The 22065-nt window shown below is 29.4% G+C and carries 18 protein-coding genes; 14 read left to right on the forward strand and 4 right to left on the reverse strand.

All coding sequences use genetic code 11. The annotated features are described in order from the left end of the window. Positions 1-3: 3 nt before the first annotated feature. Positions 4-906, forward strand: a complete 903-nt coding sequence (locus KV700_RS03205) for a cation diffusion facilitator family transporter (protein WP_218599134.1) — start codon at positions 4-6, stop codon at positions 904-906. 412 nt (positions 907-1318) lie between these two features. Here KV700_RS03205 and KV700_RS03210 read toward each other — a convergent pair whose 3' ends face one another. After that, positions 1319-2107, reverse strand: a complete 789-nt coding sequence (locus tag KV700_RS03210) for a transglutaminase family protein (RefSeq protein ID WP_218599136.1) — start codon at positions 2105-2107, stop codon at positions 1319-1321. A gap of 294 nt (positions 2108-2401) precedes the next feature. Then, positions 2402-3493 (reverse strand): redox-regulated ATPase YchF, encoded by a 1092-nt coding sequence (gene ychF, locus KV700_RS03215; protein WP_218599141.1) that lies wholly within the window; start codon positions 3491-3493, stop codon positions 2402-2404. A 127-nt stretch (positions 3494-3620) separates the two neighbouring features. Between ychF and KV700_RS03220 the strand changes: the two genes are divergently transcribed. The 5 genes from KV700_RS03220 to KV700_RS03240 all read left to right on the forward strand — a co-directional run bounded on the left by KV700_RS03220 (position 3621) and on the right by KV700_RS03240 (position 12951). Continuing rightward, positions 3621-4184 (forward strand): RNA polymerase sigma factor, encoded by a 564-nt coding sequence (locus tag KV700_RS03220; RefSeq protein ID WP_166387478.1) that lies wholly within the window; start codon positions 3621-3623, stop codon positions 4182-4184. A 74-nt stretch (positions 4185-4258) separates the two neighbouring features. Next, positions 4259-5248, forward strand: a complete 990-nt coding sequence (locus KV700_RS03225; RefSeq protein ID WP_166387480.1) for a FecR family protein — start codon at positions 4259-4261, stop codon at positions 5246-5248. A 20-nt stretch (positions 5249-5268) separates the two neighbouring features. Further along, positions 5269-8196: a TonB-dependent receptor gene (locus tag KV700_RS03230; protein WP_218599143.1), complete on the forward strand. Its 2928-nt coding sequence runs from the start codon at positions 5269-5271 to the stop codon at positions 8194-8196. A gap of 161 nt (positions 8197-8357) precedes the next feature. Continuing rightward, on the forward strand, positions 8358-11066 hold the full coding sequence (locus tag KV700_RS03235; RefSeq protein ID WP_218599145.1) for a TonB-dependent receptor: 2709 nt from the start codon (positions 8358-8360) through the stop codon (positions 11064-11066). A gap of 370 nt (positions 11067-11436) precedes the next feature. Then, complete coding sequence (locus tag KV700_RS03240; RefSeq protein WP_218599146.1) at positions 11437-12951, forward strand: carboxypeptidase-like regulatory domain-containing protein; 1515 nt, start codon at positions 11437-11439, stop codon at positions 12949-12951. 55 nt (positions 12952-13006) lie between these two features. On the opposite strand, the gene KV700_RS03245 is transcribed toward KV700_RS03240, so the two are convergent. Next, positions 13007-13357: a 4Fe-4S dicluster domain-containing protein gene (locus KV700_RS03245; RefSeq protein WP_166387488.1), complete on the reverse strand. Its 351-nt coding sequence runs from the start codon at positions 13355-13357 to the stop codon at positions 13007-13009. Positions 13358-13427: 70 nt separating this feature from the next. Between KV700_RS03245 and KV700_RS03250 the strand changes: the two genes are divergently transcribed. From KV700_RS03250 to KV700_RS03285, 8 genes are all read left to right on the forward strand, one after another. Beyond that, the gene (locus KV700_RS03250) at positions 13428-14489 is read left to right on the forward strand and encodes an acyl-CoA reductase (protein WP_218599148.1); all 1062 of its coding nucleotides are present in this window, start codon (positions 13428-13430) and stop codon (positions 14487-14489) included. Positions 14490-14584: 95 nt separating this feature from the next. Continuing rightward, entirely contained in the window at positions 14585-15640 is a 1056-nt protein-coding gene (serC, locus tag KV700_RS03255; protein ID WP_218599149.1) for a 3-phosphoserine/phosphohydroxythreonine transaminase, read from the forward strand. A 150-nt stretch (positions 15641-15790) separates the two neighbouring features. Continuing rightward, positions 15791-16744 carry a D-2-hydroxyacid dehydrogenase gene (locus KV700_RS03260; protein WP_218599809.1) on the forward strand — a complete coding sequence of 318 codons (954 nt, stop codon included), beginning with the start codon at positions 15791-15793 and terminating at the stop codon, positions 16742-16744. A 166-nt stretch (positions 16745-16910) separates the two neighbouring features. Next, on the forward strand, positions 16911-17582 hold the full coding sequence (locus KV700_RS03265; RefSeq protein WP_218599150.1) for a YggS family pyridoxal phosphate-dependent enzyme: 672 nt from the start codon (positions 16911-16913) through the stop codon (positions 17580-17582). 23 nt (positions 17583-17605) lie between these two features. Further along, the gene (locus tag KV700_RS03270) at positions 17606-18685 is read left to right on the forward strand and encodes an exonuclease domain-containing protein (RefSeq protein WP_218599152.1); all 1080 of its coding nucleotides are present in this window, start codon (positions 17606-17608) and stop codon (positions 18683-18685) included. A gap of 300 nt (positions 18686-18985) precedes the next feature. Beyond that, a complete protein-coding gene (locus KV700_RS03275) occupies positions 18986-19516 on the forward strand; it encodes an RNA polymerase sigma factor (RefSeq protein WP_218599153.1) in 531 nt (176 codons plus the stop codon). A gap of 3 nt (positions 19517-19519) precedes the next feature. After that, positions 19520-20302 carry an anti-sigma factor gene (locus KV700_RS03280; protein ID WP_166387500.1) on the forward strand — a complete coding sequence of 261 codons (783 nt, stop codon included), beginning with the start codon at positions 19520-19522 and terminating at the stop codon, positions 20300-20302. A 304-nt stretch (positions 20303-20606) separates the two neighbouring features. Continuing rightward, positions 20607-21356, forward strand: coding sequence for a YoaK family protein (locus KV700_RS03285; protein ID WP_218599154.1), 750 nt, complete (start codon positions 20607-20609; stop codon positions 21354-21356). 292 nt (positions 21357-21648) lie between these two features. On the opposite strand, the gene KV700_RS03290 is transcribed toward KV700_RS03285, so the two are convergent. Then, positions 21649-22008: a dihydroorotase gene (locus tag KV700_RS03290; RefSeq protein ID WP_166387504.1), complete on the reverse strand. Its 360-nt coding sequence runs from the start codon at positions 22006-22008 to the stop codon at positions 21649-21651. Between the last annotated feature and the right edge of the window lie 57 nt (positions 22009-22065).

A 22065-nucleotide genomic window follows, 5' to 3' on the forward strand; every position in this document is an offset into this window, starting at 1 on the left:
AATATGGCTCATTCACACAATCATACTCCACCTTCCTTAAGTTCTAAAGATATTAACCGTTCTTTTTTAATTGGTATCGGTTTAAATGTGGTGTATGTTATTATAGAATTAGGTTATGGTTATAAAATAGGTTCTACAGCTTTACTTTCTGATGCTGTTCATAATATTGGTGATATTTCGGGCTTATTATTGGCTTTTTTAGCTTTTCGATTATTACGATTTAAACCCAATGCTGTATTTACGTACGGACTAAAAAAAGGCTCTGTTGTGGCTTCTTTTCTCAATTCAATATTGTTAGCTTTTGCTATTGGAGCTATAGCATGGCAAGGGTTTAGAAACATTCTACACCCTACAAATATCAACGGAAATGTAGTGATGATAGTGGCTGCAATTGGTATTGTAATTAATTTTTCTTCTGCACTTTTATTTCATAAAAAAAAGAAAGACGATTTAAACATAAAAGCAGCCTATTGGCACTTAATGGCAGATGCCTTGGTTTCTTTAGGTGTTGTTTTATCTGGATTCATAATTAAATATACCGGTTGGAATTTCATAGATGGTGTTACCGCTATTTTAATCGCTATAGTGATACTAATTAGTACTTGGAGTCTTTTTAAAGATAGCCTTATTGCTATGATGGATGGTGTACCAACATCTATTGATATAAACGAAATTACAAAACATCTTATATCAATTAAAGGAGTTTTAGGAATTCATCATGTTCATATTTGGAGTATGAGTACTAGTGAAAATGCTTTTACGGCTCATATTGTTGTAAATAATTTGGATGATTTATCTACCATTAAAAAAAATATTAAAGAAGAACTCATGGCGCATCATATTACGCATAATACACTAGAGTTTGAAACTACAGATGAAAAGTGTACCGAAAAAAATAGTAAATAAATCTAAAATAAAATTAATAAAAAATTAAGCAGGTTGTTATATTCTTTTAGGATGTAATTCTAGTTATTCTGCGATCAAGTTGAACTTATACTTTGGAGAAAGTAAGTTTCATATAGCTTCTTTTTTAATCAGAATAGAGAACAGTTTTTAGCTTGTTTATTAATTATTATTGGTTTGATTATGTTGAATAGTATCAAACTTTTTTTTTAGGAAAATCTAATTTTTAAAAAATTTACCTAATAAATTTAATGGAAAAGGTTTACAATAAAACTACCAAAATAGAAAAGTCATGCAAGTCAATGCTATTATCGTTTTATATTGACAGAACTGAATTCAGTTACTATTTTTAGAAGAAAAAAAAATATAAAACATGAGCACTAGTCTAACGTATAAACCTCTATTTTAAAATAGGTTAATTTTTAATTTGTTCTACAGAAACACTTTGTTCTAAAGAGTGTGCTACAGGTCCGAATTGATTAAAAATAGCAACATCAACTGCATCAAGACCATAACCCACTGTTACATAGCCACCCTTTTGTCCGGTTTGAGTGGCATCAAAAGTATACCATCGCCCACCAACATAAGCTTCAAACCAGGCATGCATATCCATTGGTTGTAATTGGTGTAAATATCCTACCACCATACGAGCAGGAATACTTAAACTTCTACATAAAGCAATGCCTAAATGCGCTAAATCTCTACAAACCCCAGAGCGTTTACTATACACTTCTGTAGCAGAAATAGGATAATCACTACTCCCAGGAATATAACTTATATTAGTCCGCAGCCATTCTTCTATTGCAAATACTTGTTTATAACCAGCGGGTTTATCTAAAGTAATAGCATTTGCCAAATCATTAAAACGGTCAGATTCGCAGTACCTACTTGGTAATAAATAGCAAAGTACATCATTGGGTAGCTGCGCAATCTCTACAAAGGCAGCATCAAAATTAACATCCACAAATTCAGAAGTTTTTACATCTGAACTCGTATAAATAGAAAACTGACCTACTGGAGCAACAAACCGTTGGTATAAATTACCATAATCGTCTGTAAATTCAAGAATTTTTATATTGGGTGTTATTTTAAATTCGTCGCGCTCAATCCACTGTTCTGCTCCGCTTCGAGGACGCAATCTTAAAATAAAAGGAGTAGGTATTTCTATATTAAAAACCAAATTACAACGAACACGTAACCACATAAGCAAACCTTATTAATAACAGTTGTTATTACCAAAATTGGCAATATTTAAAGTTAACTTATTAAAATTATAATAGTGTTAATTTAAATGCAATAGTTGTACTATAAATTTGCTTGAACAATAAAATTTTGTCTTAAAATTAGCAATTAAAAATATTGCTTATTCCTTTGTAATTTTCAATTTAAATAATTTGTAAGAATAATAGGACTTTTAATTTTTCATTAAAAAAAATCCCAATAATTTCTTATTGGGATTTTCTAATATTTATAAAAATAAATCTAAAATTAGAATTTATTATACATTAAATCTAAAATGCATGATATCACCATCTTTAACAACATATTCTTTACCTTCTACTTTCATTTTACCAGCTTCTTTTACTTTCGCTTCAGAGCCATAAGTAGCAAAGTCTTCATAAGCAATTGTTTCTGCTCTAATAAAACCTTTTTCGAAATCTGTATGGATAACTCCTGCAGCTTGTGGCGCAGTAGAACCAATAGGAATTGTCCAAGCTCTAACTTCTTTTACACCTGCTGTAAAATAGGTTTGTAAGTTTAATAATTTATATGCAGAACGTACTAATCTAGAAACACCCGCTTCTTCTAAGCCAATATCGGCTAAAAACATTTGTCTTTCTTCGTAATCGTCTAATTCTGTAATATCTGCCTCTGTACCTACTGCCAAAACAATAACTTCTGCATTTTCATCTTTTACAGCCTCTCTAATTTTTTCTACATATGCATTTCCAGAAACTGCAGAACCTTCATCAACATTACAAACATATAACACTGGTTTTAAAGTAATAAACTGTAATGGTTGTACAAACTCCATTTCTTTTTCTGTAAACTCTAAAGTTCTTACAGAAATTCCTTTTAATAAAGTTTCTTCAATTTTAAGTAAAACTACTAATTCTACTTGCGCTTCTTTATTACCTGTTTTTGCAGTTCTTTTTACACGCTCTAAACGTTTTTCTACTGCTTCTAAATCTTTTAATTGTAATTCAATATCAATTGTTTCTTTATCTCTAACAGGATCTATAGAATTATCTACGTGTATAATGTTATCATTATCAAAACAGCGAATTACATGTAAAAGTGCATCTGTTTCGCGAATATTTGCTAAAAACTGATTTCCTAAACCTTCTCCTTTACTTGCTCCTTTTACCAAACCAGCAATATCTACAATCTCTACAGTAGCAGGCTGAACTCTTTCTGGAACAACTAATTCTTCTAATTTTTCTAAACGTGTATCTGGCACGTTTACAACTCCTAAATTGGGCTCAATTGTACAAAAAGGAAAGTTAGCACTTTGCGCTTTTGCATTTGATAAACAGTTAAATAAAGTTGATTTTCCTACGTTTGGTAATCCTACAATTCCGGCTTTCATGTAAATAAATTTTGCGAGTGCAAATATAACGCAACTTTCATAAAAATAGAATTAAATCAATAAAGAAAGCTTAGAATGATCCTTTTTATTTATTTTTAAAAAATATTTTTCATATTTAAAGTTCTAAATGAACAAAATAACAGATCAATTTATTTGGAAAGCCTTAAAAGAAGGAGATCTTAGAGCGTTTTCTACACTCTTCGAAATCTATTATCCTCAACTGCATAGTTATGGCCTAAAAATTTCTAAAGATGTTGCACTTACAGAAGATTCTTTGCAAGATTTCTTTTTATATGTTTATGAACATAGAGAAAACTTAAGTGATTTAGAAAGCATTGCTCCTTACCTATTTACTTCTTACAAGCGTTTTTTGTTAAAGATGATGCAAAAAAACGCAAAAGTAACACACACAGATTTTTCTAATGTACATTTTGTAGATTTTCAATTTACAGCAGAAGAAATAATGACGCAGCAAGAATCGGAAAGTTTTAAAAATAAAAACCTCTCTAAACTATTAAATAAATTGCCTAAAAGGCAAAAAGAAGCCATTTATTTAAAATACTACAGCGGTCTTAAAGCAAGTGAAATATCTGAAATAATGGGTATAAATTATCAAAGTGTTATAAACTCGCTGCATAAAGCTATTAAAAATTTAAAAGAAGAAATCTCTATTTTAAAATTATTTAATTGAGTTTAACATAAAATTAAGAGTATAAAAAAACTAAATTCTCCTTATATAAGTACAATTCCCTATTATTTGTTACAATGATTAAAAAAGAATACAATACCATAAATGATTTTTTAGATGATACTTCATTTAAAAATTGGGTACTTCAAAATAACGGCACTGATGTTGGTTTTTGGAATTTTTGGATTGCAAATAATCCTCATAAAAAAGAATTAGTAGATACTGCAAAAGACCTTGTTTTAGGTATTTCTTTTAATAAAAAGGATGTTGACAAAGAAAAAATTGCCCTAGAATGGAAAAAATTAGAAACTAAAATTGAAGCTAAAAATCCTATTCTAAAGAAAAAAAGAAATTACTTTAAAGCTTTTAGTGCAGCTGCTTCTATACTTTTGTTAATTTCTATTAGTTTTTATTTTGTATACAATAACTCTAAAATTACGCATAATACTAATTACGGTGAAATTTTAAACCTAAAACTACAAGATGGCAGCCACGTTACTTTAAACTCTAATTCTAGTTTGTCCTACTATAAAAATAAAAGTAGAAAAGTTTGGTTAACTGGTGAAGCTTTTTTTCAGGTGGATAAAAAAACAGCTACAAATGCAAAATTTTGGGTTTTAACAGATGATTTATCTGTAGAAGTTTACGGAACATCATTTAATGTAAATACAAAAAAGAAAAAAACAGATGTATTTTTAGAAGAAGGAAATATTTGGTTAAAATTAAGTAATGGAACCGATAAAAAAATGATTCCTGGTAATTATATTTCTTATTCCTCGGATAAAAATAAAATTTTAGAAGATAAAAATATTTTGAATGCAACCATAAAAACTTCTTGGAAAAATGGTTCTTTATTATTTGAAAACTTATCTTTGGAAAAGGCTATGGAAAAAATAGAAGAATCTTATGGGTATTCCATCATTTTTAAAGATAATTTAACTAAAAATACTTTAATAACAGGAGCTGTTCCAATTACAAATATAGACATCTGTATAAAAGCCATTGAAAAATCTGCCAATGTTACAATTCTAAAAAAGGATAATAACTTAATTATAAGTACAAAGTAGGCATAATTATACATTTTTAAATGGTTCAAAAATTAGTATTCATAAAACTTATATTATTTATTTTTGTAACTTTTTCTTTTCAAAAAACAAATGCTCAAAAGTATCCTAAAAAGAGAATTCCATTAGCTACACTGCTCAATAAAATTAGTACAAATCACAAAATATTTTTTACTTATAAAGCAAACTTACTTGATCATAAACTCATTCAAGAAGAAGGATTTAGTAATTTATCTATAAAAGAATCTATTTCTTTATTAGAAAAATTAACTCCTTTTCTTTTTGATGATTTAGGAAATAGTTATTTTGTAATTTATCCTAAAATTAATTCTTCAAAAAAAACTTTAATTTTAAACGGTCAACCTAATTTTTATAAGAATATAGATAGTCCTTTTAATAGAAATAAAATAACTGTAAAAGGAATTGTAATCAGTTCGGACAATAAACCGCTTAGTGGAGCAACTTTACAAGAAGCTTCTTTAGAAGGAACAACTACAAATAAAGAGGGTACGTTTGAATTTCAAGTTCAACAAAACAACACTATTACCGTTAGTTTTATAGGGCACAACTCTAAAACATTACACCTTTCTTCAAATATTTTTCACACCATTATTTTACAATCTGGTCAAGAACTAGAAGAAGTACAAGTAATTGGCTCTAGAAATAAAAATAGAGTTGCCAATGACTCTCCTGTTGCCATAGATTTTATCAATATTGAAGAAATGGCTACAAAAAGCAGTCAAGTAGAAATTAATCAATTTTTACAATATGTAATTCCCTCATTTAACGCTACAAAACAATCGGGTGCAGATGGCGCAGATCATATAGATCCTGCAACTATTAGAGGTCTAGGCCCAGATCAAACCTTAGTTTTAATCAACGGAAAAAGAAGGCATCAAGCCTCATTAATTAATTTATACGGAACCCGAGGAAGAGGAAATTCTGGTACCGATTTAAATGCGATTCCTATTTCTGCTATAAAAAGAATTGAATTATTAAGAGATGGAGCTTCTGCTCAATATGGCTCCGATGCTATTGCAGGAGTTTTAAATATTGTTTTAAAAGACACAGATAATGAATTAAATATAAGTTCTACATTAGGTTTTCACAATGCAAATAGCAATCGTTTTCTACCTAATAAAGTGGATGGTTTTACCTATAAATTGGCTTTAAATTATGGAACTAAGATTAATAATGGAGGTTTTATAAATTTTACAACAGAAGCATTATCCGTAGATAATACAGTAAGATCTGGTACGTTTGCAAGAGAAAAATTTGGACAAGCAGCAGTAAAGAACGTAAGCCTTTTTGTAAATTCTGAAATACCTATTTATAATAAAACAAAATTATATTTTAATGGTGGTCTTCACTATAAAAACACCGAAGCTTTTGCCTTTTCAAGAAAACCGAATAGCGAAAGAAATGTACTTGAAATCTACCCAAACGGATTTAATCCTTTAATTACATCTAATATATTAGACAATTCCTTTTCTCTAGGGTTACTTACCAATTTTAAAGATTGGAATGTTGATGTTAATAACACTTTTGGGCGAAATAATTTTCATTACTTTATAAAAAACACACTAAATGCTACTCTTTTAGAAAACTCACCCACAGAATTTGATGCCGGAGGGCATCAACTAATACAAAACACAACAAGTATAGATTTTTCTAAATACTTTGATACTAGTACTTATGGTTTTAATATTGCGTTAGGGCTAGAATATCGATTAGATAAATATAAAATTTTTGCAGGTGAAGAGACTTCTTATGCAGGTTATGATATAATCGGAAATGTAATACACACCAATACACCTGCAGAGAATTACAAAACCTATAATAATACAATTAGACCCGGAGGCTCACAAGGTTTCCCTGGGTATTCACCAGAAAATGAAGTAGATAGAAACAGGTCTAATTTTAGTATTTACGCGGATACAGAAATAGATTTTTCTAAGAAATTTATGATTGGTTCTGCCCTACGCTTCGAATATTACAGTGATTTTGGAAGTACACTTAATTTTAAATTGGCATCGAGGTATAAAATTACTAAAAAATTAAATTTCAGAAGTTCTTATAGTACGGGTTTCAGAGCACCATCTCTAGCTCAAATTTATTACAATTTAACTTTTACCAATTTTATTGGTGATACACCAACAGAATCATTATTGGTTGCAAACAATAGTCCTATTGCAAGAAGGTTTAATATTGATGAGCTAAAAGAAGAAAAAGCCAGAAACTTTAGTTTCGGTTTTACCTCTAACTTAAACACTAACTTTAAAGCATCTATAGATACTTACATTGTTTCTATAAAAGATAGAATAATTTTAAGTGGAAATTTTGATGCCTCAACACTTGGTTTTGATGTAAAGAATGTACAATTTTTTGCCAATGGTGTAGATACTAGAACTACAGGTGTTGATTTGGTTTTAAACTGGAACAAAAAAATTAGAAACAGCCTATTTTCTATTGATCTTTCTGGAAACATCAACTATATGAAGATTACCAATATTAAAAACAAACAACTAGATAAAGAAACTTTTTTCGGTAAAAGAGACCAACAATTTTTATTAGCCTCTGCTCCTAAAAGCAAGTTTAACTTGGGTTTGAATTATAATTATAAAAAACTAAAAACCTCCTTAATTTTTACTAGATTTAGTAAAGTAGCACTAATTGACTGGCAAATAAACCAAGACTTGTCTCTTTTTAATAATTCTGAACAAGAAAGACTAGACGCTTCTACAGATATTTATCAACCCAAAATTATAACAGACTTACATTTTAGTTACCCGTTAAATAAAATATTTAATCTACAGCTAGGTGCAAATAACTTATTTAATATCTACCCAACTAAACAACATAAACATACAGATAGTGGTGGTTTATGGGACGCTACACAAATGGGAACAAATGGCTCTTTTTACTACACTAAACTAAGCATTAAGTTCTAAACATTATCATTACATTTCTTTTTTAGCATTTTCTTTAAAAAAAAATCATTTTTAAAGAGTATACTTTTTTGTTTTCTTCCTTATACAATAAAAGAGTACTTAATTTATCTTAAAAAATTAAGAAACTCACCAAACACATTTATTAACCAATAATTATATTTATGAAACAAAAGTATCTATTAAAATTTAGTACAATTGCTTTTATGTTGATGTTTCCGTTAGGATTCATGGCGCAAACAATTAAAGGAAAAGTAACAGATTCATCTGGTGAACCACTACCCTATATAAATGTAGTAGAAAAAGGAAACACTGCTAACGGAATGGTTTCAGATGATAATGGAGGTTTCTCAATTACAGTAAAAGAATTACCAATAACTTTAATTGTGTCTTCTATGGGGTTTAAAACTAAAACCGTAAAAGTAAATACAATCTCTTTTTTAACTATAGTAATAGATGAAGACAATGCTTTAGATGAAGTAGTTGTTGTTGGTTCTAGAAACTCTAACAGAACTGTAGTAGACACCCCGGTACCAGTAGATATTATTGATGTTCAAAAACTGGCAACACAAAACGGTAAAGTAGAAATTAATGATATTTTACAATTTGCAGCACCTTCTTTTAATGCGAGTAAACAATCTGGTTCAGACGGAGCAGACCATATTGTACCTGCCTCTCTAAGAGGTTTAGGTCCAGATCAAACGTTAGTTTTAATTAATGGAAAAAGAAGACATCAATCTTCTTTAGTTAATGTTTTTGGTACAAGAGGTCGTGGAAATTCTGGTACAGATTTAAATGCAATACCTGCTTCTGCTATAAAAAGAATAGAAGTTCTAAGAGATGGGGCATCCGCACAATATGGATCTGATGCAATTGCTGGGGTTATTAATATCGTTTTAAAAGACAATACAGAAGGCATAACTGCAGGAATTACCTATGGTGCCTACAGTACTAATGTGGGGTCTGGTTGGGCAGAAGCAAGTGGAGAAACGTTGTATAATGTAAACGGAAAAAACAGATTAGATGGTAAAGACAAAAGTTTTGATGGCGGTACTGTAAAATTAGATTTAAATTTTGGAGCTAAAATTAATGACAGAGGTGGTTTTGTAAATTTTACAACAGAGTTTTTATCTAAAGACAATACTCTTAGACCAGGTTTTTCTTGGCGTAAAGGGTACGGAAGTGCTGGTTTAGAAGGTTTCAGTTTTATGGTAAATTCTATAATACCTCTTTCTGATAATACAGAGGTGTATGCCTTTGGAGGTAGAAATTATAGAGACACAGATGCGTATGCTTATTCTAGAGATAGTTTTACAGATGGAGATAATAGAGCTGTTCCTAGTATTTATCCTAATGGGTTTACACCAAGAATTACCTCTATAATAACAGACAATTCACTTTCTGCTGGTTTAAAACATACGTTAGACAATGGTTGGCTAGTAGATTTTAACAATACATACGGAATTAATAAATTCCATTATTTTATTAAAGACACTAATAATGCTTCACTAGGTAGTGCTTCTCCTGTAGATTTTGATGGAGGTGGACATAGCTTGTCTCAAAATACAACAGGTTTAGATTTTTCTAAATATTTTAAAGATTATGCAAAAGGAATCAATTTTGCTTTTGGTTTAGAATACAGAACAGAAAACTTTCAAATTTTTTCTGGCGAAGAAGCTTCTTATGGTTTGTATGATACTAACGGAGTAATTCTAACAAACCCTGCAACACAAACGGTAGCAAAAGATTCTAATGGAGATGAATTACCTGGTGGATCTCAAGGTTTTCCTGGGTATAGTCCAGACAACGTAGTAAATAGAAGTAGAACCAATATGGGGCTTTACTTTGATACAGAAGTTAACATTACAGACTCTTTCTTAATTAATGCTGCATTGCGTTACGAAGATTATAGCGATTTTGGAAATACCTTTAACTACAAAGTAGCTAGTAGGTATAAAGTAAATAATAATTTATCTTTTAGAGGTTCTGTGTCTAGTGGGTTTAGAGCACCTTCTTTAGCTCAAGTGTATTACAACTTAAAATTCACAAACATTGTTGCTGGTAAATCTATTCCTTCTTTATTATCTGCAAACAACAGTACCGTAACAAAAGCCTTTGGTATTGGTGCTTTACAAGAAGAAAAAGCATTAAATACTAGTATTGGGTTTACGTATAAGAAAAATGGTTTTACAGCTACTATAGATGCGTATTCTATTGCTGTTGATGATAGAATTATATTAACAGATAATTTTACAGATCAAGCTATTTTAGGCCCTTTAAATGTAGATGCTGCTCAGTTTTTTGCAAATGGTGTAGATACCAAAACAAGTGGTGTAGATATTGTTTTAAACTATGCAACTACTTTAGGTGAGTACAATAAAATAAATGTTGCTTTAATAGGGAACTTAAATAAGTTAGAAATTAAAGAAGTACATAATGGTAATTTAAACCCTTATACTTTCTTTAGTGGTTTTTCTCAAGCGTACTTAGAAGCGGCTGCTCCCGATTATAAATTCGGATTAAATTTAGGCTACACTAGAAAAAAGTTTAACGCAAATGTAACTTTAACAAAGTTTAGTGATGTTCAATTACAAGATTTTCAGTGGGTAGATGCACCTCCAACAACAAAAGCAGAGGCAGATGCTTTATATACAGTTGCCACAGATACTTATAAATCTTTAATTACAACAGATTTAAGTTTAGGATATAAAATTTCTGATAAAATAAATGTAACGGTAGGTGCCAATAACCTATTTAACGTTTACCCTACTCCACAATTTGATGGTTGGACAGACCAAGGTGGAATGGCAGATTCTGTACAAATGGGTTCTGATGGAGCCTATTATTTTACAAGACTTAGCTTTAATTTATAAAAAATATATTAAAATTTAATTATAAGAGAGGCTGTCTAAAAGTATTTTTTTTGTCAATCTGAATTTATTTTAGATTCTTATGCTAATTGATTTTAGTAAATTGAGATACTAAAACAAGTTCAGCATGACAAGATTTATTTCTGTTTAGACAACCTCTTTTTTTGTTTGAAATTTTATCAACCATCAATCAATTATTATAGCTCCTACTCTATTTTGTTTAATTTTTTGTAATCAAACACCATCACTTTTAACCTAATTTTAAGTTTTTTAAGAAACTTTAAGAACAATAAATATAATGTATTGTTAAACTTAAAATAATTGGTATTTATTAGTGCTGAATAATACTACTTTTATGAAAAATCAACCATTTATGACAAAAAAAATACTCTGTTTTTCATTACTATTTTTGAATATTATAGTAATCAATTCTCAAACAATTTCAGGTAAAGTCATCAACCAAAACTCTTTAAACCCTATTGATAACGCAGCCCTTTTAACAGATATAAAATATGGAACAACTTCCGATGAATCTGGTACATACACCTTAAATTTAAGTAATGTAAAAGTACTTACTATTTCTTGTTTAGGATATCAATCTAAAACAATTACAAAAAGGCAATTAATAAACAATCATTATGTTGTAAACTTACTAGAAGATGTAAATCAATTAGATGAATTTCAACTAAACCTTACCAAAGTTACTTTAGATAGTTTATTGATTAAAACAGCTACAAACATGAAAGAAAATTACCTTTCATCACCTGTAAAACAGGATGTATATGCTATCGAGAATCAAAATTTAGATTTTAAAAAACTAGAATTCGAATTAAATGCTAGTTCACTTTTAAGTAGAAAGAAAAGAAAATTAGCAGAAAAAGAATTAATGCAATTTGCGGCTAATCTTCAGAATAAAAAACCTGCTTTTGGTACTGAATTTAAGGCTACTATTTTAAACAAAAAATTCTATTCTGAAGAACGCAAAAAAGAAATAAATTCTTATAAAGTAGAGGCTATTCAGGGCTTTAAAAAAATAGACATAGGAAACGGTGTAACCTTAGAAAACATAACGCAAAGGTTGCAAAATGTAGTTTTAAAACATTTAAATTCTAAAAATACGTATAAAGTAAAGTCTGGACTTTTTAAACTGGAAGACTCTTTGTCTATGTCGGAAACTGCTAGAGTTGCAGATTCAATAGCAAAAGACAATACTTTTAGTGATTATAACCAAAGTTATCCGCTTAGAAATTTAAAATTTAAAAGTGTATTTTTTAATGATGCTACCCAAAATAATTTTCTTGATCAGAAATATTACGAACATCAATTAGAAGAAAATGAAATATTAGGAACTAAAAAGTATTATGTAGTTTCTTTTACGCCAAACAAATCTAAATCTAAATATTCGGGTAAAATGTATATTGATCCTACTGATTTTTTTATCAAAAAAATAAAATACCAGTATGCGGAAGGAAAACGTGGACAACATTTAAATTTAAAGTTTTTATTAGGAATCAAATTCTCTGAAAACCAGCATCATGTAACTGTTTTTTATGAAAAAAATATGGACAATAAAATCTACACTTCTTACCTAAAAGAAACCAAAACAAATTACGCATACATAGATAGACCTATAAAGTTTATAGAAAATGCTAAAGATAAAAACAAGGTAAAGTTTAATGTTAAGGTAGAGATAAATGTAAGTGAAGGCAGAGAAACCTTTGTAAATAATATAACTGATTTTGATGTTAATAGTTTTAAAAAGAAAACCGAAGAAGAGATTAAAGAAGCCTATAAAAAAAGAACTTCTTATATGACCAAAGCAGCTTATGCAGCTTCTAGCTGGAAAGATAAAGTTTTAATAAACCAATATTTAGCACAATATAATTAAAAAAAAAGCCCCAAATTATTAGATTTGGGGCTTTTAAATAATATAAAAATATTAATTAGTTGTTATGCATAAACTTTTGCTTGTCTAACAACTCCTCTTCAGTTTCTACAACGTCGTCATCTGGCACACAACAATCTACAGGACATACTGCAGCACATTGTGGCTCATCATGAAAACCTTTACATTCTGTACACTTATCTGGAACGATGTAATAAATTTCATCAGAAACTGGTTCTTGAACATCGTCGGCATTTACTGATTTACCATTTGGTAAAACCGCATTTCCTTTCAAATCTGTTCCGTCTGAATATTTCCAATCATCTGCTCCTTCATAAATTGCAGTGTTAGGACATTCTGGTTCACATGCCCCACAATTTATACATTCATCTGTTATTATAATTGCCATAATTTTCTGTTCTGTTTTTGTACCTTTGCAATTGCAAAAATAAAGCCAAAATAATAGACAACCAAAATAAATGGATAGTATTCAAAACAGAATTATTGCTTTCGCAAAATTAGGCGCCTTTTTAGGGCAGTTTTCTATCGATAAAATAAAAAAAATCGATAATATTGAACATAATGAAATCTTTTTTGATGGCTTTTTACATCAGATAAAATTAGCACAAGAAAAGAATTCTTGGTTTACAAAAGACAATCTTTTATTCTCTTTAAATAGCCTACATAAATCACTAACAGAAAATAACTTAAATAAGTTTATCGAAAGTTTTGATTCAACTATTAAATCATCAAAAAAAGTAGCAATTGTAATGGCAGGAAACATACCATTGGTAGGTTTTCATGATTTTTTATCGGTATTAATATCTGGTCATTCGGTATTGGTAAAGCAATCTTCTAGTGATAAACACTTATTACCCTTTTTAGCAAAGTATTTAGAGTATGTAGAACCTACTTTTAAGGGAAAAATCACTTTTACGGAAGAAAAACTAACAGATTTTGATGCAGTTATCGCTACTGGAAGCGATAATACTGCGCGTTATTTTGAATATTATTTCAAAAATAAACCAAATATTATTAGAAAAAGTAGAAACTCCGTGGCAGTTATCACCGGAAAAGAAACCGAAGAGGATTTTGTTAAATTATCTGATGATGTTTTTCAATATTTTGGTTTAGGTTGCAGATCTGTTTCTAAATTATATGTACCTAAAGGTTATAATTTTGATGCTTTCTTTACAGGAATGTATGCTAAGAAAGACATGATTGAGAACGCAAAATATGCGAATAATTACGATTATAACAAAGCGGTGTATTTAATGAGCTTGTTTGATTTGTTAGAAAATGGTTTTCTAATGATTAAAGAAGATGAAAGCTACGCCTCTCCTATTGCCACGATATTCTATGAATATTACGACAATGAAACAGATTTAAAAATAAAATTACATCAAGATAAAGAGAAGATTCAGTGTATTGTTGCCAAAGACTTTATAGAAAATGAAATTGCTTTTGGACAAACGCAACATCCTGAGTTAACAGATTATGCAGATGGTGTAAATACTTTAGAATTTTTATCAACAATATAACCCTTGCAGAGGGAATTTAAAAACAAAATTAACGTTAGCTTATTTGCTGACTTAATTTTATTATAATAAAAGTAGTAAAACTTAATTTTATTCAAGTGAAAAAACATAATTTTAGTGCAGGTCCTTGTATTTTACCACAAGAAGTGTTGCAAAAAGCATCAGAAGCAATCTTAAATTTTAATGATGATAATTTATCATTAATAGAAATTTCTCACAGAAGTAAGCCTTTTGTAGAAGTAATTGAAAAAGCACGTTCTTTGGCTTTAGAATTGTTAGGTTTAGAAAATAAAGGCTATCAAGCTTTGTTTTTACAAGGTGGTGCAAGCTTAGAGTTTTTAATGGTTGCATACAATTTGTTAGATAAAAAAGCAGCGTATTTAAATACGGGAACTTGGGCAGATAAAGCTCAAAAAGAAGCAAAAGCATTCGGAGAAGTTGTAGAAGTTGGTTCTTCTAAAGATAAAGGGTATAACTATATTCCTAAAGGATATACCATTCCAAAAGATGCAGATTATTTTCACTGTACAAGTAACAATACAGTTGCTGGTACGCAGATGAAAGATTTTCCGGAAACGAATATTCCTTTGGTTTGTGATATGAGTTCAGATATTTTTTCTCGTCAATTAGACTTTGAAAAATTCGATCTTATTTATGCAGGTGCTCAGAAAAATATGGGTCCAGCTGGTGCCACTTTAGTCATTATTAAAGAAGAAATCTTAGGTAAGGTAGAAAGACATATTCCTTCTATGTTAAACTATCAAATTCATATTGATAAAGATAGTATGTTTAATACACCTTCTGTATTTGCAATCTATGTTTCTATGTTAACCTTACAGTGGTTAAAAGATTTAGGCGGAATTGAATTTATTGAAGAAGTAAACAATAAAAAGGCAGCACTTTTATATTCTGAAATTGATAGAAATCCTTTATTTAAAGGAATTGTAGCCAAAGAAGACAGAAGTACCATGAATGCTACTTTTACTTTAACAGATGATTCTTTAAAAGAGAAATTTGATACCATGTGCAAAGAAGCTGGAATTAGCGGAATAAATGGACACAGAAGTGTTGGTGGTTATAGAGCAAGTATGTATAATGCATTGCCTTTATATAGTGTACAAGCTTTGGTTGATGTAATGAAAAGCCTCTCCTAGCCTCTCCGAAGGAGAGGAACTCTCACTGTTGAGGGTTTGACCTAACAAACAAAAAAAGAGTACTTTTTAAACTTATAAAGTTTGAAGATAATACAAAATAATATAAATAATAAATAAAACTCCTTCCCTTTGGGAAGGTTGGGATGGGCCATGAAAATATTAGCGAACGATGGAATTTCTAAAAGCGGAATAGATGCTTTAGAAAAAGGAGGATTTGAAGTACTAGACATAAAAGTAGCACAAAATCAGTTAGAAAATTATATCAATGAAAACAATGTTGATGCAATTTTAGTAAGAAGTGCAACACAAGTAAGACAAGAATTAATGGAAGCTTGCCCAAGTTTAAAATTAATTGGACGTGGTGGTGTTGGCTTAGACAATATAGATGTAGAATATGCAGAAGATAATGGTTTACATGTAATTAATACACCAAAAGCTTCTTCTGGCTCTGTGGCTGAGTTAGTTTTTGCTCATCTTTTTGGAATGGCGCGTTTTTTACATTCTTCTAACAGAGAAATGCCTTTAGAAGGAGATTCTCGTTTTAAAGAATTGAAAAAAGCATATTCTGAAGGAATTGAATTAAGAGGTAAAACCATTGGTATTATTGGTTTTGGACGTATCGGTCAGGAAGTTGCTAAAATAGCTATTGGAATAGGAATGAATGTTTTAGCTACAGATGATCAAGTAACAAGTGCACCAATTACTTTAGAGTTTTTTAACGGTCAAAAAACTACTTTTGTTATTGAAACGGTAGATAAAGAAGAGCTTTTAAAAGAGTCGGACTTTATTACTTTACATACTCCAGATCAAGAAGATTATATTATTACGGCATCAGAATTTGAAAAAATGAAAGATGGTGTAGGTATTATAAATACGGCAAGAGGTGGTATTTTACATGAAGTAGATTTAGTAAAGGCTATAGAAAGTGGTAAAGTACAATTTGCTGGTTTAGACGTTTTTGAAACAGAGCCTACTCCGGCAGTGCAATTATTAATGAATCCAGAAATTTCTTTAACTCCGCATATTGGGGCTGCAACCAAAGAGGCACAAGATAGAATTGGAGTTGAATTGGCAAACCAGATTATTGCTTTGTTAAAGAATTAGAAAAGTTTCTGAATAAACTCTTAAATACATAATTTCACTCGAAGTGGCAGCTAGTTAATAAACAATGATAACCGCTGTCATTTCGAAATGAACTTTTTTAAGCGATTGAGAAATCTCATACATACTTAGTGTTTATAATCTTCGTCTGAATTACAAAAAAGAAAACATGATTAAAGAAAACCTATTAGAAATAAAACAATCATTACCACAAAATGTAACTTTAGTTGCCGTCTCTAAAACCAAACCTTTAGAAGACTTGCAAGAAGCTTATGCTGCAGGACAGCGTATTTTTGGCGAGAATAAAATTCAGGAAATGGTAGATAAATATGATGCCTTACCCAAAGACATTCAGTGGCACATGATTGGTCATTTACAGAGTAATAAGGTTAAGTACATGGCACATTTTGTAGATTTAATTCATGGAGTTGATAAATTTTCTACTTTAAAGGAAATTAACAAGCAAGCAAAAAAACATGATAAAGTTATCAACTGTTTATTACAAGTAAAAATAGCCAAAGAAGACACTAAATTTGGTTTATCTTTTGATGAAATTAATACAATTTTAGCATCCGAAGCATTTGCTGAATTAAAGAATATAAAAATCACTGGTTTTATGGGAATGGCCACGTTTACAGACAATAAGCAACAGTTAAAAGAAGAATTCTCTTCTCTAAAAACCTTCTTCGACACACACAAACTGAAAACTGCAACTGAAAACTGCGAACTAGAAACTTTATCTATGGGAATGAGTGGAGATTATATGCTTGCTATAGAAAATGGCAGTAATATGGTAAGAATTGGTAGTTCTATATTTGGTCAAAGAAATTATAATGCTTAATTTTATCATAAAAGAAAAAGACTTTGTACGCAATTTTAGATATTGAAACCACAGGAGGAAAATTTAATGAAGAAGGCATCACGGAAATTGCTATCTATAAATTTGACGGGCACACTACAGTAGATCAATTTATTAGCTTAGTAAATCCAGAAAAACCCATACAAGAATTTGTTGTAAAACTTACGGGCATTAATAATAAAATGCTTAAAAATGCACCCAAATTCTATGAAGTTGCTAAACGTATTATAGAAATTACTTCAGATTGTATTTTAGTGGCTCATAATACCACTTTCGATTATAGAATTTTAAGTACAGAATTTGATCGATTAGGGTACGACTTTAATAGAAATACTTTGTGTACGGTAGAATTAAGTCAGAAATTAATTTTAGACCAACCTTCTTACAGTTTAGGAAAACTTACCAAATCTTTAGGTATACCTATTACAGATAGACATAGAGCTTCTGGAGACGCCTTGGCAACCGTACAATTATTTAAGTTACTGTTAGAAAAAGACACAAATAAAAGTATTATACAAAGTTCTATTAAATACTTTGATAGAAGACATCAAAAACAAAAACTAAGAAGTTTAATAGAAGAAATACCAACGGTACAAGGTGTGTATTACATTCATGATAAAGAAGGTAGAGTTCTTTTTATTGGAAAAGGAAAGAATATTAAATCGGAAGTAAATAACCTCTTTTTAAAAGTAACAAAAAGAGCTGTTAAAATTCAGGAAAGAGCACAATCTATCTCCTTTGACAAAACAGGTAATGAACTTTTTACCCGTTTAAAATATGCTATTGAATTAGATACATTAACGCCTAAGTTTAACTTTAAAAAGAGTCCCAAAATTATTAATCAAGACTTTAACAATGAGAATTTTATGATCATTGAAAAAGGAAGAGAAGTAGAAGAAAATGCGGTAATTTTAATAGAAAATAACGAGGTTTTTGGTTGTGGTTATACAAACTTAAGTAACCAAGAAAGTAAGTTAGATATTTTAAAAAAAATATTAACTCCTATTGAAAACAAGGTACAAGCAAAAAATATTATCAAAAATTACATCAACAAAAATAAAGTACAGAAAATTATTAGATTATAAATAAAAATTTTAAACTTAGTAAACCTACTCTATATTAAAGATAAGGACCTCTTTCCTACTAAAGAACGAGATACTTTTACGGTTAAAAATTTTATACTGCCTAATATAAAAGTTGAATCTGTTATAATATATACTTACAGTGTTTTATCTCTCGATTTAAGTAGTAACGGTTTGGAGTTTCAATCTAAAATACCAAAGATTTAAAATTAGTTCTAGAAGAAATTATATTATGTTTATTATAGCGATAATAAAATGCTTGCATATCAATTTTATTTAATAGATTAGCAGCAGATACATTTTATGAATTTAGAGCAACTAATTTTACAATTTCAACAAAAGGACGTAAAGGCCTATGAAAAACTATACAATATGTATTGTGATAGTATTTCTGGTATTGTAAATAACATTGTTAAAAATGATGACGTTGCGCAAGAAATTACACAAGATGTTTTTATAAAAGCTTGGAATAAAGCAGATACTTATTCTTCTAAAAAAGGCCGTTTTTTTACGTGGATACTAAACATTGCAAGAAATGCAGCTATAGATTATACACGCTCTAAAAATTTTAAACAGTCTAAACAAAACCATAACGCAGATTTTTTCGTAGATATATTAGAGACCAGTGAAAGTTTAGATACTGCCACTGATACAATTGGCTTAAAAGAGTTTGTTATCAAATTAGGAGACAAGTGTAAAGCAGTAATTGAATTATTATATTTTAAAGGGTTTACACAAAAAGAAGCCTCTGAAGAATTAGAAATGCCAATTGGCACCATTAAAACAAGAAATAGAAATTGCATAAGCGAATTACGCTCTATGCTTGGAGTTTAAATAATGAATATAAAAGAATACATAACATCTGGAATTTTAGAACTGTATGTTGCAGGCTCGCTTTCTGAAAAGGAAAACGAGGAAGTGCATGCTAAAATTAAAGAATACCCAGAAGTTTTGGCCGAAGTTGTATCCATAGAAAAAGCAATTGCAAAATTAACTGCTGCTGCTAAAAAAGATGCTCCATATTCCTTTTCAGACATAAAAAATAAATTGAAGGTTGAAGAACCAAAAGTAATCTCTATTACAAAACCGAAAACAAATTGGTTACAATATAGTGGTTGGGCAGCTTCTTTATTAATAGGAAGTGTTCTTATTTGGTCACTTACACAAAACAACCAACTTAAAGATCAGGTTGCTACAGAAAAACAACAATTAGAAGAACAAATAGACAAAGCTTCTAACAGTTTAGCAGCTGCAGAAAAATTAATTGACATCTTTAGAGATAAAGACATTGTTTCTGTACCGTTAGCGGGTCAAAAAGTATCTCCAACCTCTTATGCAAAGGTATATTGGGATAAAAAAACAAAAAGTATTTATTTAGATGCTAAAGGATTGCCAGCACCTCCAAAAGGAAAGGTATACCAAGTTTGGTCTTTAAAATTAAATCCTTTAACACCAACAAGTTTAGGTACAATAGACACTTTTATGGCAGATACCAACAAAATATTTACCATAGAAAATGCTAACGAATCTGAGGCATTTGGTATTACCTTAGAGCCTGCAGGTGGTAGTGTATCTCCTAATCTAGAGCAATTATATACTTTAGGTGCCGTAGTATCTTAGGTTTATTATAATCATCATTTTTCTATAGTTTTCTTGATTAAAAAATAATCTTGTCATACTAAATTTGATTCAGCATCTCACCTATTGAAAGTCAACAACTTTATCAATATTAAAGAAATGTAGATTGATAAGTTTACTACTTTTAAATAATCTTATCTAATAAACAGATGGTATATAAAAGCAGAATCATTCAAAAATACTAACTTTACCTTCTACTTATAATTTATACTTTATAGAATTTTTATACACTCTAAAATGTGTTAATTTTACGTGTCTTATAAAAGCTAAGAATAAACGAAAACAAATGTTTAGACATCAAGGTAAAAGCAGAACTTTAAAACATAATTTAAGAATTGCAACTATACTTTCTTTTGTAGCAGGAATTGTAAATGTGAGCGGTTATTTGGCATTTAAACAATTAACTACAAATGTTACAGGTCATTTTGCTTTGTTTATTTATGATGTTGCTAATTTTGATTTCTGGAAAGGCACCATTTACTTCCTCTATATTTTCTCTTTTTTATTTGGTTCGTTTTTATCTAGCTTTTTGATAGAAAAATATAGTGAAAACAAAAAACTGAATGTATTTGTATTACCTACAGTTATTGAATGTCTTGTTTTAATTTCTATAGGTCTTATTAGTAATATTATGGAATTAAAATATGCAAACCTACTTATCTGTTTGTTGCTTTTTGCAATGGGTTTACAGAATTCATTTGTAACTAAAATATCTAACGCTGTTGTAAGAACTACACATTTAACGGGTTTGTTTACAGATTTAGGGATCGATCTTTCTTTATTGTGTTTTCCTAAATTGACAGCACAGAAAAAAAAATTAAAATCTAATATTAAACTTAGAACTTACATTATCCTCTTCTTTTTTGCAGGCGGTTTAACGGGGGGCTTTTTCTATTCTAAATTAGATTTAAAATTAAATACTTTAATTTTAGCAGCACTGTTTTTGTTAGCAAGCTTATTCTTTGATGATTTTAGGTATAAAATAATAAAAACGAGACGAAAATACCATCAAAAAAGAAAATCCAATAACGTATAAACCTTAAGCTTCCCTCCAATTAAATGCATTCTTTAGAGAAATATAGTTAACTGCATAGAATTTTGTATAAAACAAGTAATATGTATGGTTAAATTCAGTCTAAACCTATTTTAATAGTTTAATAGTTCTCGACTGCGCTCGAACTGACGATAACAAATTTAATCACTAAAAGAATACAACAAGTTAAGCTAAATAAAGAGTAGATATTTATTTACCTACTTCTTTTTTTAAATTTTAAACAAAAAAAAGGCTTCCTAAAAAGAAAGCCTAAACTAAAGAAAAAAGAATACTATTAATTTTTTAATAACTCCTTTTGTAAAATTGCTTCATTAATATTTACTTTAATGTATTTATGGCTATTGAAAAATTTCTTTTTAGAAGCTAACTCAATGGTTGCAATTAAAGCTCCGTTTTTGCTTTCTTTGATTGACTTTATTTGAACTTTTTCTCCTTTTACATTTTTGTAATTTGCAAGTCCACCTTTTTTAATAATAAAGTTTGCTCTAGGAAAATTGATATGTTTATAATTGTTATTAATCACCTCTCCTACTACAAAAACATCTCCTACTTTGATGTCTGAATTAGAATTTTGAGAATACATAATACTTGATAAAAAAACGAATAAAAAACTGAATAATAGGTTAAACTTCATAAGAAAAAAATATTAATATTAGTATATAATTCAAAAATAACTAAAATCTATAAAATT

Source organism: Polaribacter sp. NJDZ03 (assembly GCF_019263805.1).
GTDB lineage: Bacteria > Bacteroidota > Bacteroidia > Flavobacteriales > Flavobacteriaceae > Polaribacter.

Coding starts and splice junctions, on each gene's coding strand:
- KV700_RS03205 (WP_218599134.1), top strand. CDS start 4: ATGGCTCATTCACACAATCATACTCCACCTTCCTTAAGTTCTAAAGAT.
- KV700_RS03210 (WP_218599136.1), bottom strand. CDS start 2,107: ATGTGGTTACGTGTTCGTTGTAATTTGGTTTTTAATATAGAAATACCT.
- ychF (WP_218599141.1), bottom strand. CDS start 3,493: ATGAAAGCCGGAATTGTAGGATTACCAAACGTAGGAAAATCAACTTTA.
- KV700_RS03220 (WP_166387478.1), top strand. CDS start 3,621: ATGAACAAAATAACAGATCAATTTATTTGGAAAGCCTTAAAAGAAGGA.
- KV700_RS03225 (WP_166387480.1), top strand. CDS start 4,259: ATGATTAAAAAAGAATACAATACCATAAATGATTTTTTAGATGATACT.
- KV700_RS03230 (WP_218599143.1), top strand. CDS start 5,269: ATGGTTCAAAAATTAGTATTCATAAAACTTATATTATTTATTTTTGTA.
- KV700_RS03235 (WP_218599145.1), top strand. CDS start 8,358: ATGAAACAAAAGTATCTATTAAAATTTAGTACAATTGCTTTTATGTTG.
- KV700_RS03240 (WP_218599146.1), top strand. CDS start 11,437: ATGACAAAAAAAATACTCTGTTTTTCATTACTATTTTTGAATATTATA.
- KV700_RS03245 (WP_166387488.1), bottom strand. CDS start 13,357: ATGGCAATTATAATAACAGATGAATGTATAAATTGTGGGGCATGTGAA.
- KV700_RS03250 (WP_218599148.1), top strand. CDS start 13,428: ATGGATAGTATTCAAAACAGAATTATTGCTTTCGCAAAATTAGGCGCC.
- KV700_RS03260 (WP_218599809.1), top strand. CDS start 15,791: ATGAAAATATTAGCGAACGATGGAATTTCTAAAAGCGGAATAGATGCT.
- KV700_RS03265 (WP_218599150.1), top strand. CDS start 16,911: ATGATTAAAGAAAACCTATTAGAAATAAAACAATCATTACCACAAAAT.
- KV700_RS03275 (WP_218599153.1), top strand. CDS start 18,986: ATGAATTTAGAGCAACTAATTTTACAATTTCAACAAAAGGACGTAAAG.
- KV700_RS03280 (WP_166387500.1), top strand. CDS start 19,520: ATGAATATAAAAGAATACATAACATCTGGAATTTTAGAACTGTATGTT.
- KV700_RS03285 (WP_218599154.1), top strand. CDS start 20,607: ATGTTTAGACATCAAGGTAAAAGCAGAACTTTAAAACATAATTTAAGA.
- KV700_RS03290 (WP_166387504.1), bottom strand. CDS start 22,008: ATGAAGTTTAACCTATTATTCAGTTTTTTATTCGTTTTTTTATCAAGT.